This window comes from Sulfitobacter sp. F26204 (assembly GCF_026410305.1).
Taxonomy (GTDB): Bacteria; Pseudomonadota; Alphaproteobacteria; order Rhodobacterales; family Rhodobacteraceae; genus Sulfitobacter.
On record NZ_JAPMLQ010000004.1, the window covers coordinates 139726 to 155189 of the forward strand.

9 protein-coding genes are annotated in these 15464 nt (G+C 55.0%); 7 read left to right on the plus strand and 2 right to left on the minus strand.

Features of this window, described 5'->3' with window-relative positions:
• Nucleotides 1-13 precede the first annotated feature (13 nt).
• A complete protein-coding gene (locus OS190_RS11995; RefSeq protein ID WP_416237405.1) occupies nt 14-1093 on the minus strand; it encodes a tricarboxylate transporter in 1080 nt (359 codons plus the stop codon).
• A gap of 163 nt (nt 1094-1256) precedes the next feature.
• On the opposite strand from OS190_RS11995, the gene OS190_RS12000 reads away from it, so the two are divergent.
• The 5 genes from OS190_RS12000 (at nt 1257) to OS190_RS12020 (ending at nt 8683) form a co-directional block, all read left to right on the plus strand.
• The gene (locus tag OS190_RS12000; RefSeq protein WP_267158947.1) at nt 1257-1931 is read left to right on the plus strand and encodes a response regulator transcription factor; all 675 of its coding nucleotides are present in this window, start codon (nt 1257-1259) and stop codon (nt 1929-1931) included.
• Nucleotides 1928-3301, plus strand: coding sequence for a sensor histidine kinase (locus tag OS190_RS12005; RefSeq protein WP_267158948.1), 1374 nt, complete (start codon nt 1928-1930; stop codon nt 3299-3301). Before OS190_RS12000 ends, OS190_RS12005 begins: the two co-directional genes overlap by 4 nt.
• 204 nt (nt 3302-3505) lie before the next feature.
• Nucleotides 3506-3976 (plus strand): ImuA family protein, encoded by a 471-nt coding sequence (locus OS190_RS12010; protein ID WP_267158949.1) that lies wholly within the window; start codon nt 3506-3508, stop codon nt 3974-3976.
• On the plus strand, nt 3903-5372 hold the full coding sequence (locus OS190_RS12015; protein WP_416237399.1) for a Y-family DNA polymerase: 1470 nt from the start codon (nt 3903-3905) through the stop codon (nt 5370-5372). The genes OS190_RS12010 and OS190_RS12015 overlap by 74 nt, the downstream gene beginning before the upstream one ends.
• A complete protein-coding gene (locus OS190_RS12020; protein WP_416237400.1) occupies nt 5315-8683 on the plus strand; it encodes an error-prone DNA polymerase in 3369 nt (1122 codons plus the stop codon). The genes OS190_RS12015 and OS190_RS12020 overlap by 58 nt, the downstream gene beginning before the upstream one ends.
• 475 nt (nt 8684-9158) lie before the next feature.
• On the opposite strand, the gene OS190_RS20510 is transcribed toward OS190_RS12020, so the two are convergent.
• Nucleotides 9159-11093, minus strand: coding sequence for a DUF4214 domain-containing protein (locus OS190_RS20510; protein ID WP_323370692.1), 1935 nt, complete (start codon nt 11091-11093; stop codon nt 9159-9161).
• Between the two features lie 988 nt (nt 11094-12081).
• Here OS190_RS20510 and aspS point away from each other — a divergent pair.
• On the plus strand, nt 12082-13932 hold the full coding sequence (gene aspS / locus OS190_RS12035) for an aspartate--tRNA ligase (RefSeq protein ID WP_267158951.1): 1851 nt from the start codon (nt 12082-12084) through the stop codon (nt 13930-13932).
• Nucleotides 13933-14078: 146 nt separating this feature from the next.
• Complete coding sequence (locus OS190_RS12040; protein WP_267158952.1) at nt 14079-15461, plus strand: DUF1800 domain-containing protein; 1383 nt, start codon at nt 14079-14081, stop codon at nt 15459-15461.
• The last annotated feature ends 3 nt before the right edge of the window (nt 15462-15464 follow it).

A 15464-nucleotide genomic window follows, 5' to 3' on the forward strand; every position in this document is an offset into this window, starting at 1 on the left:
CAAAAAGCAAGGATCAGTTCAGCGAAACGCCGTATTTTTCCTGCAACCAGTTAATGATAAACGCCTTTGCTTCGGGCGTTACCTTGGTCGCACTATCAAGCGCCTTCTTCGCTGCAGCCCCTGTCATCTGGGGATATTTTCCCAAACGCTTGCCAGAAATTTCTGCAAAGTCGGGGCGCGCCTTTACTGCTTCAAAAGCTGCGGTATAGGTCGCGATTGCCGCATCGGATGCACCGTTTGGCAGGAACACCATTTTCTGTGCAGGAAAACCCGCGATGAAGAAAGCCTTCCAGGCATCCCATTGTTCGCCAGAGGTTTCACATCCTTCGGTGCTTTCGCAGACTTCCTTGAAGGTCGGGATTTCGGGGAAGGTCGGATCCCGCACGATGTTGCCATCGTCGTCCAGTGCGCCCCAGGTCATCATGGGAACGGCTGTGCCTGCTTCAACCAGCGGCGTGACGCCGGAAAGATAGGAGGACGACGTTTGATAGTCGATGTTTGCCTCACCGCGCTCGAACATGAGGCGGCCATCACCGCGGCCCTTGATGCCCATGACGCTTTCGACATTCAGCCCCAACATTTCCCAAGCCAAGGTAGGCACAAGATCAAGACGGGTTGCGCCCTGGTTGCCATAGATAAAATCAATATCTTTGAGGGCACTGGCATCCATGCCGTCCATCTTGGCAGCCAGATCAGGCGGCAAGTAGGCTACGCCACCAGTGCCCGAGGCAAGAACTACGTTCCAATCCGCATAGTCGAACTTGACCCGTGGATCGCCAAGGAGAAAAGGAAACTGAGTAGAGCCGCTGGAACCGAAGATTGTCGTGCCATCTTCGAATTCCTGTTCTTGAAAATAGTTGGCACCTTTGGTTGATCCTGCACCGGGCATGAATTTCACAACAACGGTAGGCTGCCCTGGAAGTGCTTCGGACAGGAGCGGTGCATAGAAATTCGCCCATTTTGCCGATCCGCCGGTTTCCGAAAACGGAATGATCCACTCAACGGTTTTGCCCGCCATATCCATGGAATGGCCGTCGGCATGCGCCTGAAACGAGAATGTTGCTGCGGCAGCGGCCAACAGGCTGGCAGCCACGCGACGCGTGGTTTTGAAAGTGGACATATGTACCTCCCTTTAATGCGGTCCCTTTTGTCGTAGGACAAAAACAGAATCAAAAAGGGGTGTCCGCCCCCTGTTGATGTTCTCTAGCTGACCTGCGAACCTTGCATCAAACTTGCATCTTCGAGAATTTATTACCATGCGGATCACGTTGATCGAAGACAATGCCAGCCTTGCCAAGGGTATTCGCTATTGCCTTGAAGATACAGGCCACGCGGTCGATCTTGTCAGTGACGGTGATACGGCGGGGCGGTATTTGTTGGACGATGGTGCTGACCTGATCATTCTGGACATCAATTTGCCAGGCACTGACGGGCTTACCCTGCTGACGCAGATGCGACAGCGCGGCGACATCAGGCCGGTGATCTTGCTGACGGCGCGTGCCAAGACCGAGGATCGGGTGATCGGTCTGGATGCGGGAGCGGACGACTATCTAATCAAACCGTTTGAGATGGCCGAACTCGAAGCACGGGTCAGAGCTTTGCTGCGCAGGCGGACCATTCCGCAGCTGCAGTTTCAAGAGGTTGGGATGCTGAAATACGATGTCGCAGGGCGTCAATTGCTTGACGGTGAAACCGAAATCGATTTGCCTCGCCGTGAAATGTCCGTTTTCGAATGCCTGTTTGCCGCCAAGGGTCGTCTTGTGTCCAAGAATACCCTGCTCGACCATGCTTATGGGGTTGGTACAGATGTCGCTGATACCGTGGTAGAAGTCTATGTTTCGCGCTTGCGTCGGCGGCTCAGCCCCTTTGGTATCCAGATCAGAACACAGCGTGGTTTGGGGTATCAATTGCTGACCGAGAGTGTTGAATGACACCGCGCTCGCTTCGATCGCGGTTGATCTTGATCATTTTGCTGCCCTTGTTGCTGATCGCGCTGGTCGCTGGTGCCTGGCAATTCCGCAATGCCACCCGGAGTGCGCAAAATATCTTTGACCGGGGATTGCTGTCGGCAGCTCTGGCCATTTCACGCGACATTGCGGTTTCCGACGGGGACGCCCTCAGCCCGGCAACGCGCCGGCTTTTGAACGACACTTCGGGAGGCGAATTGTTCTACCATGTCTATGCGCCGGACGGGGTTTTCGTGACGGGCTATTCGACCCCGCCGGTTTTAACCAAATCAACGCCATTGGATCAGCCGGACGCGATTTATTATGACGCTCAGTATCAGGGTCAAAGCGTGCGCGTTCTGAGATTTCAGGATGGCACGACGATCAGCGGCGTCAGTGGTATTTTCAATATTACCGTTTGGCAGAATGCCGATGTCCGCAACAGTTTTGTCCGTGAAGTCGTTACCCGCTCCTTTGCGGTTATAGGTCTGTTGGTTCTGTCTGTCGCGCTTGTGGTCTGGTTCGGGGTGGCACTTGGCCTGCGCCCGCTTCTCGATCTTGAAGAAGCGATCGCAAAGCGCACTCCGACCGAGTTGGAGCCCATTCGCCGCCCGGTGCCGATCGAAGCCCGCAAGCTTGTCGAGACCCTGAATGGCCTTCTGGACCGGGTGTCGCGCCGGATCAGTTCCAAGGACGAATTTATTTCGAACGCGGCGCATCAGTTGAGAAATCCTGTGGCCGGGGTCCTTGCCCTTGCCGAAGCTGTTCATCATGCGCCGAATGCCAGAGCCGCAAATGAGCGCAGCGCCGAATTGGTGCAGGCGGCGCGTGAAACCAGTAATCTGACCAACCAGCTTCTGTCTTTTGAACGGGCCAGCGGAACAGATGTCGATCGTTCCGGTGTCCAATTGGATCTGACAGAGCTGTTGCGCAGGATAGCAGAGAATTTCAGGCTTCAGAATCCGTCGTCCTTGGTGGAATTGGTCCTGATGTTGCCGGATGAGAAGGGTCGCATTCTAGGCGATGAAGTCATGTTGCAAGAGGCTGTGTTGAACTTGCTAATGAATGCAGTGGTTCATGGCGGTCCGGATTTGTCCCGGATTGAGGTCAATCTGACGATCGAGGGCGAGAGGGCGATACTTCTTGTCAAAGATGACGGGGTTGGCATCCCGCGTGAAAAATTCATTGCAGCGATCAGCCGTTTTGGCCAGGCCAATGGCGGGCCGGGCAGTGGGCTTGGTCTTCCGATTGCTGCGCGGGTCATGGAAAACCACGGTGGGTCGCTCAGACTGATCGATGCGCCTGACGGAGCAGTTGTGCTTTTGAGTTTGCCGCTGATCAATGCACAGGTCTGATGGCTGAGACACTACCAGCGCGCCGGGTGGGATTGTGCAGTTATACGGTTTGCGATACTTGAAATCCGGAACGTTTGGTGAACATAAATGCGAATGTCTGTCCAGTTCTCTGATGTGTTTCCACTAAAGCCCGCTCGGTATCATGAAGTTACCGGGGCAGGCGCATATGGTTTTGCGTCTGTTTGTTGCGGGAATACTGCTGGTATGGCTTTTTGGTTTGTTGAAAGCTGGGTGACGGAGGTGGTGAATCCTCTTGGCCTGCAAATGTATTGCGACCCGCATCAGGTGTTGATCGGGAAATGCAACAGCTCGACTGACGTACTGGCCGCGACAGAAGAGGCGTTGCGGTCCGGCGTGATCTCTCTGGTGATTGCAGAACTTACGAAGCCTTTGACGCTGACAGCGGGGCGCAGATTGCAATTGGCGGCCGAGGTCGGTGGGTCAACAGGCCTGATGATCGTGAGCGACGGCATGGGCAGTAACGCGACACAGACACGTTGGCATGTCTCCCCCGTTTTTTCATCTGATGACTCGACTCAGATGAGGTGGTCTCTTATTAAGAACAAATCGGGAACAAATGGGTATTGGGACATCAGGTGGGATGAAACGGCGTGTCGTATCTCTGTGGTTTCCGAGCCTGTCCAGCGAACGCTTGCTACGCAGACGACATCATGAAGGTCCATTTGCGGTCATTGCGCAGATCAGGAATGCAGATCGCGTATTGTGCCTGAATCCACAGGCTGAACAGCGTGGACTGAGACGAGGCATGGGATTGGCCGATGCGCGTTCCTTTTGTCCCGAGCTTCAGACATGCGAACATAGCCCGCAAGCCGATCAAGCCTTTCAAGATGGTCTGCTCCGCTGGGCCAAGCGGTACTGTCCCTGGGTCGGCAAAGACAGGGGCGATGGTTTGCTCCTTGATGTAACAGGGTCCGCCCATCTGTCTGGTGGCGAGGCTGCGATGCTGCAGGACATGCGGGTGCGGTTGGTCCAATCCAGACTCACGGTGCGTATCGGTCTGGCCGATACCGTCGGTGCCGCCTGGGCATTGGCGCGCTTTGGTGAGGGATGCGCACAAACGGGGCAAACGGGGCAAGCCATCAACGCGCTGCCGGTTGCCAGCCTCAGAATCACGATCAATGAGGATACGGCGTTGCAGCGGCTGGGGATCAAGACGGTTGGCCAACTTGCCGATCTGCCACGTGCCACTATTGGTCAAAGGTTCGGGCCATCCGTCCTGATGCGGCTGGATCAGGCATTGGGACAACAAGCAGAAAGCATTTCACCCGAGGAAACCCAACAGACCTATGCCACGCGTCTGACGATCCCTGAACCGATAGGCCTGGCCAAAGATGTGATGGCTGGCGTCGAACGGTTGTTGCTGCCTTTGTGCGAAAAACTGGCCCGAGACGTGTGCGGTGCGCGGGTGCTCTGCCTGATGTGTCGCCGTATTGACGGGGTCGATCAAAGTGTTGAACTGCGGCTTGCACGGGCTTTGCGTGATCCACACAGGATATTGCCGCTGTTTGCAAAGGGGGTAGACGGGATCAATGCAGGTTTTGGCATCGACCAGTTGCGTCTTGTGGCCACCCAGGTTGAACCACTGCCGGTAGAACAGATCACCGCGCGCCCTACAGAGCATGACAACGGCGGTTTACATGATCTGATGACACGGCTGGGCAACCGTATCGGATTGGAAAACATTCAGCGTTTCCTGCCCGCTGACAGCCATATTCCAGAACGCAGCTATATCATTTCACCCGCGGCCTGGTCCGACCCCACAGGTTCATGGGGGGCGACAAACCCGCGGCCGATCCGGTTGTTCCCGCCGGAATATGTCGCGGCACAGGGGCACCGCCCGCCCGGAAGATTCAGGTGGCGGGCGATGTCATTCACCGTCGGGCGCATCACGGGACCGGAACGTATCGCACCAGAATGGTGGTTCGAGGATGAAAACTGGCGTCATGGTGTCCGTGATTATTGGAAGGTCGAAACAAGAGAGGGACATCGCTTATGGATGTTCCACACTCCGCAGAACCCCTGTTGGTTTGTTCAGGGTATATTCGCATGACCTATGGCGAACTCTGCACCACCAGTAATTTCACCTTTCTCAAAGGGGCCTCGCATCCGGAGGAACTGGTCACGCGTGCGGCAGAGCTTGGTCTGTCCGCTATTGCGATTACAGACCAGAATTCACTGGCGGGTGTGGTGCGGGCCTATGCCGCGCTACAGGAAATCAAACGCATGGCAACAGAAGACATTGCAATCAGATCAACCCGGCAGGTGGATCACAGCAGCCGCCAGATAACACAGGCCAAATCGATCAACTGTCCTGTGACTGGCCCTCAATTCCCCAAGCTGATTGTTGGCGCAAGGTTGGTGCTGCAAGACAGTACAGCGCATTGGGTCGCGCTTCCCAGGGACCGTAAAGGGTACGAGGCGTTATCGCGGTTGCTGACCCTTGGCAAACGGCGTGCCCCCAAAGGGCAATGTCATCTGGCACATAGTGACCTCATGGAAGGCGGCCTTGGCATGACGCTCATCGCGGTTCCGCAGGGGGACTACAGGGATGCCACAGACCATATCGCAGAGATGGCGCGAACCTTTCCTTCAAATGTGTATCTGGGGTGTGCACCCCGGTATGATGGTACCGATCAAGCACGCTTTGATTGCTGCATGTCCTTGTCACACACCACGGCCGCCCCGATGGTCGCCATAGGGGATGTGTTGATGCACCACGGGTCGCGGCGCCAGTTGGCGGATGTGCTGACCTGTCTGCGCGAAGGTTGCAGCATCGACGATATCGGTAAACGTGCGCTGCCAAATGCGGAGCGCCGGTTAAAGGGCCTTCAGGATATGGCTCGTCTTTTTCGCAAACACCCGGCTGCCATCCGACGTACACAGGAAATAGTCGCCAAGTGTAGTTTCTGCCTGTCGGAACTCTCTTATGAATATCCGACAGAGGTGACGGATGGAGAAACCGCGCAAGACCGGTTGGTAAGGCTGACGCAGCTTGGCCTGCAGCGGCGGTATCCCAATGGAATATCTGAACGTGTAGGGGCGTTGGTGAAAAAAGAACTGAAGTTGGTGAAAACTTTGGGGTTTGCGGCATATTTCCTGACGGTACATGACATTGTCGTCTTTGCCAGATCACGCGGAATATTGTGTCAGGGGCGGGGGTCCGCTGCCAATTCGATCCTGTGTTATGCCCTTGGCATCACCGATGTCGGGCCCGAAACGATCACAATGGTGTTCGAGCGCTTCATGTCCGAGCATCGTGGCGAACCGCCTGACATTGATATTGATTTTGAACATGAACGCCGTGAAGAAGTAATTCAGCATATTTATGAGAAATATGGCCGGCACAGGGCAGGTCTCTGTGCCACCGTTATCCATTTCAGAACACGGGCGGCCATTCGGGAAGTGGGAAAGGTCATGGGACTGTCCCAGGATGTGTTGGCCGGTCTGACAGGGCAAATCTGGGGAATGTCGGGGAGCGGCGTTGATGAGGACCGCATGCGTGAACTTGGTCTGGATCCCAGAGATCGCCGGTTGGCACAAACCCTGCGTTTGATCCGAGAAATAATAGGGTTTCCGCGTCACCTGTCCCAACATGTTGGCGGTTTCATCATCACCCAGGGGCGGCTGGATGAACTCTGTCCAATTGAGAATGCGGCGATGGAAGACCGGACCGTGATAGAATGGAACAAGGACGACATCGACAGTTTGGGCATTCTCAAAATTGATATCCTGTCCCTTGGGATGCTGACTTGCATTCGCAAATGCTTTGATTTGATTTCGGCCCATGATGGTCCTGAACTCTCTATTGCGAGCGTGCCACAAGAAGACACTCAGACCTATGATATGCTTTGTGTGGCGGATGCGGTTGGTGTGTTTCAGGTGGAAAGCCGTGCGCAGATGAATTTCTTGCCACGGATGAAACCGCGTACATTCTATGATCTCGTGATCGAGGTGGCGATTGTGCGGCCAGGCCCCATCCAAGGGGGCATGGTTCACCCCTATATCAACCGGCGACAAGGAAAGGAGCCAATCAGTTTCCCATCGGCTGAATTGGAAGCCGTGCTGGGCAAAACCTGCGGCGTTCCGTTGTTTCAAGAGCAGGCCATGCAGATTGCCGTCGTGGCGGCAGGGTTCTCATCCGAAGAAGCCGACCACCTCAGGCGGTCCCTGGCAACATTCCGCAAGATGGGAACCATCGGTACATTCCGAGATCGTTTCATCAACGGAATGTTAGAGCGCAATTATGATGCCGATTTTGCGGATCGTTGCTTTACCCAGATCGAAGGTTTTGGTGAATATGGGTTCCCCGAAAGCCATGCTGCGGCATTCGCGATGCTGGCCTATGTGTCGGCGTGGTTGAAATGTCATCATCCTGCTGCATTTGCCTGTGCCCTTCTGAATTCCCAGCCGATGGGATTCTACGCGCCTGCCCAAATCGTGCGGGACGCCCGTGAACACAGCATCGAAGTCCGCCCTATCTGCGTCAACAATTCAGGTTGGGACAACCATCTGGAGAAACGTGCAGATGGCAGTTTGGCCCTTCGGCTGGGATTTCGCCAGATCAAGGGCATGAGGCAAGATGATGCGGACTGGATCGTGAACGCCCGGGGAAACGGTTATCATGACATCGCCAGCCTGTGGCATCGCGCAGGTGTTTCCTCGGGCTTGCTGGAACGACTGGCCGAAGCCGATGCCTTTACAGGGCTGGGGTTGGCCCGCCGTGATGCCCTTTGGCATGTCAAGGCCATCAGGGCTGACACGTCTTTACCACTGTTCAATGATCCCATTGATGGTGAAGTGATTGCAGAGCCAAAGGTCACGTTGCCTGTCATGAATTTGGGCGAAGCTGTGGTCGAAGACTATGTCTCGATGCGGTTTTCGCTTCGGGCGCATCCGGTTGAGTTACTGCGCCCGGCATTGCCCGATGTCACACCTCATGCCGAACTGCCTCATGTTCCGGCTGGTCGTGTCACCGTTTGTGGTCTGGTGATCACCCGTCAACGTCCTGGAACGGCTTCTGGTGTGGTATTTCTGACGCTTGAAGATGAAACTGGTGTCAGCAATGTCGTTGTCTGGCCCAAGGTCTATGAACAGTTCCGGGCGGCTGTGATGGGCGGGCGCTTGTTGCGGGTAACAGGGTATCTGCAACGCGAAGGTATTGTGGTTCATTTGATCGCACAGGATATTCAGGACATCTCGCACAAGTTGTCCGAGCTTGGCCATCCGATGGAGCACAGGGTTGGTCATACATTATCGCAAGCTGACGACGTGCCCCGCACCAGAAAACCTGTGTCCACAGGCCGCGCGTATCATCCGCGGGATCAAGCCAAGAAACTTTTCCCAAGCAGGGATTTCCATTGAATGATGACAAGCCCCACAGCCAACGTATTTACCGAAGATGAGCTTGATACCCCCCAATCGTGTGAGAGCGACAATGAAATCTTGCGAGAAATGCAGGCTATGCTTGCTCCTGATAGCGGCAAGGGAAGGCAGAAAGGAACGGTGTGAAATCGGAATCAGAATAGGGAAAGACAAATGCTGCAGAGCGGATTGCAGACCATGACAGCCTGATTGCCTTTGACTCTGCCGACGGGATGCCCAACAAGCATATCAAGACACTTGGGATGCTGGTGTTTGGTGCCTTTTCAGGCAGGATCGAGACCCGTTAACAGATAGGTAATGCTGCAAAACCGGCACCAGCGCGCCCAAGCCCAAAGCCGCCACTCCGGGCACGTTTGGGAATTTTGAACCTATGGTATTCAAGCGGCCCGACACTGTTAACAGCGCCGGGCGGGACACATAGACCGACCTCGCCTTGTCAGCGTGCGGGGTTAAATCACCCAAACGGGTCATCCACCACGCCAACCAGCTGCATCAGGAATTCACCATTGCTGTCTGAAAGAGCTGCGGCATACTCCTGATCAATCTTGTCGATGGCACCCTGTATCGAACTGTCATCGCCGCGCAGATACAGTTGCATCGCAGCCGTGGCGTCCGCAACATCAGACAGCCCCTTGATCACACCAAAATAGGTACCAATGTCGGTCTTGGTCGCGAGGTATCCCCGGTCCATCAGTTGCAGATCAATATCCGCCTGTAAGGAACCTGCTGGCAAATCTGCCTTGGCACCTTTCAGTACTTCCAGAATGAAGGTATCCCGACTGACGTTGCCGCTGTCCAGTTCTCCCTGCCAGAAGGCCAGACCTGCAGCATCAGGGGTGCGTCCCAGGACGTTTTGATAGACCTGTGTGGCAAATTCCAGATTGTTGATGTCCGCGTCGTAGGTTGCACGGGTTTCATCCTGATCAAGAAACAATGAGGCGATCTGGTCCAGCGATGTGCCGGTTGCGAATGCAGTGCCCCAGAAGTTGAGACCGACCGCATCTGGTGCGCGATTGAAATACGCGATGTAGAGTTCCACAAATGTATTGATCTGCGCAGCATCAAGACCCGCAATGCCTTGGAACTTTGTGAGATCAATCATGCCGTCAGCAAAGATCGACGCACCGCCGCCAAACGAGAGCATTTCAATACCTGTCAGCAGGTCCGTCCCCTCGCCGATTGCAGAACGGTCCTGCGCAATAACGTTGCCGGTGTTGTTGAATTGTAACGTATATTGGCCCAACCCATTGGCAAAGTTGGCAATATCACCTGCGCCTTCGCCCCCGTCGAGATTGTCGTCGCCTTGGCCGCCATTCAGGTTGTCATCACCGACGCCACCAAACAGGCCGTCGTTATCGGCGCCGCCAATGAGGTTATCATTGCCCTCAAGGCCGAAAAGGATGTCTGTACCGGCCCCGCCGTCAAACGTGTCGTTGCCCTTGGAGAGGTAGAACCAGTCACCGTGATCCGAGCCTGCGACATCACCTTCAAAACTGACAACGAAATTCGGGTCGGAATTGCGCGATCCAAAAATGAAACTGTTGAGGAATTCACTTACCCCCGGCAGCACAGAGGCCAAAGCGTTGAACAAGCTTTGGGATTGAGCTGCCGCGTTTGAACCTGCGAAGGACATACCACTGTGGTCCTGAGCAATGATTTGGTTCCCCAATGTCTGGAGGGCCTGCAGAGCTTGAGTCGCGGCAGCCTGTGCAGCCACCTGAGCCTGTCCAAAATTGGCAGTTGTGGCACCCTGGTCAAGCAACTGCCCGACGATACTGTCGCGTGATCCGATAAAGGCCATGATGGAGTTGCCAACGGCATTGCCCAGTTGGTTGTAAAAATCCGCGAGCGTCGTGCCGCCATATCCGTTCTGTCCACCAGTGGTCTGGGCGGACCATGTGCCAGAATTCAAATCCACCGAGAATGTGGGAGAGTTGAAGATCCCATTCTGATCATCCCACAACAGGGCTGCCAATTCGGCCTGTGCTGTGGCAAAAGCCTGTTCGATGCCGTCGACGGAACCACCGGAAGGGTCAAGGTCATTGAAGACATCGCGCAACAGCGTATCAGCGGAATAGGGCGCTACGATCTGGCGTGCCGCATCAATAGGGTCGCGCACAAGCGCAAAGTCGCCGCGTGCGAAATCCTCGATCAAAGCGCGGGTTGCAGGATCAAGAGAACCGACAACTTGCGGATTGTTCAACAGGTTTGCGAACATCGAACTATCCAATTGGCTCAGCGCAGTTTCGGCTGCGTCCAGAAGGCTGCGATATTCCCCGACTGTTTGATTCAGAATGTCATCGGCGGATGTAGGAGGGGCGAAAGCGCCATAAGATCCAAGCGTCCCGAAGGCGCTAAATGCGTCGGCGAAAGGGTCTGAAGAATTCATGGTAAAGTCCTGGCTCAAATATTACGTGAAACAAACTATAGGTGGGGCAATAGATAAATGAAGAGAAATCTTTGGAAGAATCGCAAGAAGTTTCGCCTACTGTCACACCCCGCATAATCAGGCTGTCATCCAATCAACCGAGGGCAGGACCCTTGCAAGGAAACATGCCGTCGCGGTGATCCGAGATCTGTGCTACGCGGCCCGGTTTGGGAATAAACCCTTGAAAAAGCAACCAGTTGTAACAACGATACATCAAGATAATGGTCCAGCTTTTCGATCAGATTGCAATCAAGTCAAGGTAGGGCAGGATCTCGTTTCGGTTGTTTGGCATTGTCGTCGGTCAGTTCTTTCCGATCCCAGCCAGCTTCACTGGAACCGCATCAAAGAGGCTCAGAACACCACAACACCTGCGACATAGGTTACACACTATGATTTGTTCACCTTTTTGAGCTCGCGATCCGAACAGTTGCTGAGAAGCATCCACCGCTGGGTTGAAGCAAACTGTCATTCTCGGGAGGGTGGTGGAAAATTCCGCGTCACCATTAGATGACTAATAGATGACTAAATTTGCACTGCAGCTTGTCAACGTAAGCTAAAGTGGCGTGTTCCGTTGTGGCACTGCATCGCTTAAAGGTCTTTGCATGCTATCTGACGCAGTGCGTATCACTACAATCACACCTCTGGCTGTGGAATCAGGCGAATGGTCTTTCGTTCCGGGAATTTTGATCATCTCTCCTACATGGTGATCTGCTTGAACCACCGGCCTGAAATTCCACGAACATCTCGGTAACGTGGTAAAGCCCTTGGGTAATAACAGATGTTCCGGTGCGCCATAATCGAGTCCGCGGAAAACACCCTGGATCGCGCTGCTGCGTTCAATTGGCCAGTCTGAAACCATGCATCCTGTTCTACCGTCCCTGCTCTTGACTTCCTAGTCTGCAAAAGGTGTATCTGCGCCAACAAACCCAGCCCTCGGAAGGGACCGCTCATGCACGCCTATCGCAGTCAAACTTGCGCCGATCTTAACATCTCTAACGTCGGTGATACCGTGCGTCTTGCCGGATGGGTCCATCGCGTGCGTGATCACGGCGGCGTATTGTTCATCGACCTGCGCGACCACTACGGCATGACGCAGGTACTTTGCGACGCTGACAGCCCGGTATTCAAGGACCTGGAAAAGGTCCGCGCCGAATGGTGTATCCGTATTGACGGGACAGTAAAAGCCCGTGACGAAAGCCTGATCAACAGCAAGATTCCGACCGGAGAGATCGAAGTCTATGCCCGCGACCTCGAGATTCTGGGCAGCGCTGCGGAGCTGCCATTAATGGTGTTTGGCGATCAGGAATACCCCGAGGAAACCCGATTGCGTTATCGTTACCTCGATTTGCGTCGGGAAAAGATGCAAGCGAACATGATCCTGCGCTCTGATGTGGTGGCCTCGATCCGCCAGCGTATGTGGGACCAACAATTCAAGGAATTCCAGACACCGATCATCACGGCATCTTCACCCGAAGGTGCACGTGATTTTCTGGTACCGTCCCGCCAACACCCTGGCAAGTTTTACGCCTTGCCGCAGGCACCGCAGCAGTTCAAGCAGTTGTTGATGGTCTCCGGTTTTGACAAGTATTTTCAGATCGCGCCCTGTTTCCGCGATGAAGACCCGCGTGCCGACCGGTCGCCAACGGATTTTTATCAGTTGGACATGGAAATGTCCTTTGTCACTCAGCAGGATGTGTTCGACACGATCCAACCAGTGATCGGAGGCATTTTCGAAGAGTTCGGCGGCGGCCGCAAAGTCGACGAAACCTGGGAACAGATTTCCTACAAGGATGCGGCACTTTGGTACGGGTCGGACAAGCCCGATCTGCGTAACCCGATCAAGATGCAGGTCGTGAGCGAACATTTCGCCGGTTCCGGTTTTGCCATTTTCGCCAAATTGCTGGAACAGGAAGGGACCGAAATTCGTGCCATTCCTGCACCGACGGGCGGCAGCCGCAAGTTCTGTGACCGCATGAATGCCTTTGCACAAAAGGAAGGTCTGCCTGGGATGGGCTATATCTTCTGGAGAGAGAAGACCGCCGATTCAGTCGCACAGGAACTGGGTATCAAAGTAAAAGAAGCCCAAGCCAAGCTGAAATCCGGCGAAGTAGAGGGGGGGATGGAAGCCGCAGGCCCGCTGGCCAAGAACATCGGCCCCGAACGCACGGAGGCGATCCGGCAACAGCTTGGCCTGGGTGTCGGCGACGCGGCGTTTTTCCTTGGCGGCAAGCCGAAAACCTTTGAGGCGGTTGCCGGTCGTGCCCGCAATGTAATTGGGGATGAACTGGGCCTGACCGATCAGGACCGTTTTGCCTTTGCATGGATCGTCGATTTTCCGATCTACGAAAAGGATGAAGAAACCGGCAAGATCGATTTTGAACACAACCCGTTTTCAATGCCTCAGGGTGGCATGGAAGCTCTGGAGGGGGATCCGCTCAAGGTGTTGGGCTATCAATACGATCTGGCCTGTAACGGTTATGAATTGGTGTCTGGCGCGATCCGCAACCACAAGCCCGAGATTATGTTCAAGGCATTTGAAATTGCAGGCTACGGAAAGGAAGAGGTTGAAAAGCGGTTTGGTGGCATGGTCAACGCGTTTCAATACGGCGCACCGCCCCACGGTGGATGCGCGGCAGGTATTGACCGGATAGTAATGTTGTTGGCGAATGAAACCAATATCCGTGAAGTGATCCTGTTCCCGATGAACCAGCGCGCCGAAGATTTGATGATGAACGCGCCCAGCGATCCATCATCCGACCAGTTGATGGAACTCGGCTTGCGCGTAATCCCGCAAGAATGACTTTGCTAGGGCCGCAGCATTGCGGCCCTTTGCCAGAGGTTTGTCTGGACTGCGGATAGTGGCCATGTGCCTAAGATCCATGGTGAATTCGCAGACTAAATAACCTATGCTGCGACAGGTGAACCTCATATGTCCGAGCCAGCATCATGCAATTTGACCCTTTTCTAGCCGAGCATCGCTTTGGTTATGGAAACAGTCCCCGTGTGGCAGCAGCCACCGGCATTGCTGAAATGCTTTCAACGCTCACGGGGGAGGATGCGGCCCGGACGGCCTTTCCAATCCCGCCCTTCCGCACTTTTCAAGAGGCCTATGCCCTGCGCAGACGGTTCTACAGCTATGCGCGCAAGTTCCCTGAAACCTCTGAAGGAAAAGAGGCGTTCGAGAAATCCAGGAACATCCTGAACGACATGCGCCGCGATTACGGCATTTGGTTCACCCGGACACAGCTTCGCCGGATCACGCTGCAACAGGGCTTTCGCGAACGCTTGACCGCATTCTGGGCAGATCATTTCACTGCACAGGGGATGAACGGACTGATGCGCATGGCCAATCCCCTCTATGTGGAAGAGGCCGTCCGCCCGTATATCGCTGGCGATTTTTCGACGTTGCTGACCGCTTGTATTACCCATCCACTGATGCTGCATTATCTGGACCAGAATACATCTGTCGGTCCCAACAGTCGTGTGGCGCGACGACGGGACAGGCGGAGGGGGTTGAACGAAAACCTTGCACGCGAGGTGCTTGAACTGCACACACTGGGTGTGCAAGCACCCTATCAGCAGGGCGATGTTCGTGAATTGGCGATGTTGTTCACCGGTCTTGGGGCGACTCGCAACTTTGGTTTCAAGTTTCGCCCGAATATGGTCGAACCGGGGGGGGAAACGGTGCTGGGCAAGACATATCCGGCCAAGGGCGGCATGGCCGCGATCCGGGAAGTGTTGCAGGACCTCGCGGACCACCCAGCAACGGCGGCACATATTGCGCGTAAACTTGCGGTGCATTTTGTGTCGGATAACCCGCCCGAGGATCTGGTTGTGCATATCACCGCCGCATATAAGCGCAGCAAAGGCAACCTGTCCGAATGCTATGCCGCCTTGCTGGAACATCCGCTCGCATGGCAAGAGCAAGCGCCCAACATGCGTCCGCCGGACGAGTTTGTCAGCGCTACAATGCGCGCGCTTGGCGTGACTGCGGAAACCTTGCAGCGGTTGGATTTGCGTGAGGTGCGCAACTTGTTTTTCCGTCCTCTACAGTTGATGGGGCAGCCGTGGCTGATGCCTGCTGGACCCGATGGTTTTGCTGAGGACGACCAGGCATGGGTCACCCCACAGGGTATTTCAGCGCGGCTGGAATGGGCGGTCAGCACGCCTGCAAGGCTGGTGTCGGCGCTACCTGACCCACGTGAATTTGTGCGGACCGCTTTGGGCGGACAGGTGCCGCAAGCGGTTGCCTTTGCGGCCAATGCCGCAGAAAGCCGCGAGGTGGCGATAGGATTGATCTTAACCTCACCTGCGTTTCAACGGCGATAGGAG

Excerpts from the sequence above, each read along its gene's own strand:
- OS190_RS12010 (WP_267158949.1), top strand. The coding sequence starts at position 3,506 with ATGGCTTTTTGGTTTGTTGAAAGCTGGGTGACGGAGGTGGTGAATCCT.
- OS190_RS12005 (WP_267158948.1), top strand. The coding sequence starts at position 1,928 with ATGACACCGCGCTCGCTTCGATCGCGGTTGATCTTGATCATTTTGCTG.
- OS190_RS20510 (WP_323370692.1), bottom strand. The coding sequence starts at position 11,093 with ATGAATTCTTCAGACCCTTTCGCCGACGCATTTAGCGCCTTCGGGACG.
- OS190_RS12000 (WP_267158947.1), top strand. The coding sequence starts at position 1,257 with ATGCGGATCACGTTGATCGAAGACAATGCCAGCCTTGCCAAGGGTATT.
- aspS (WP_267158951.1), top strand. The coding sequence starts at position 12,082 with ATGCACGCCTATCGCAGTCAAACTTGCGCCGATCTTAACATCTCTAAC.
- OS190_RS12040 (WP_267158952.1), top strand. The coding sequence starts at position 14,079 with ATGCAATTTGACCCTTTTCTAGCCGAGCATCGCTTTGGTTATGGAAAC.
- OS190_RS12020 (WP_416237400.1), top strand. The coding sequence starts at position 5,315 with ATGGATGTTCCACACTCCGCAGAACCCCTGTTGGTTTGTTCAGGGTAT.
- OS190_RS12015 (WP_416237399.1), top strand. The coding sequence starts at position 3,903 with ATGAAACGGCGTGTCGTATCTCTGTGGTTTCCGAGCCTGTCCAGCGAA.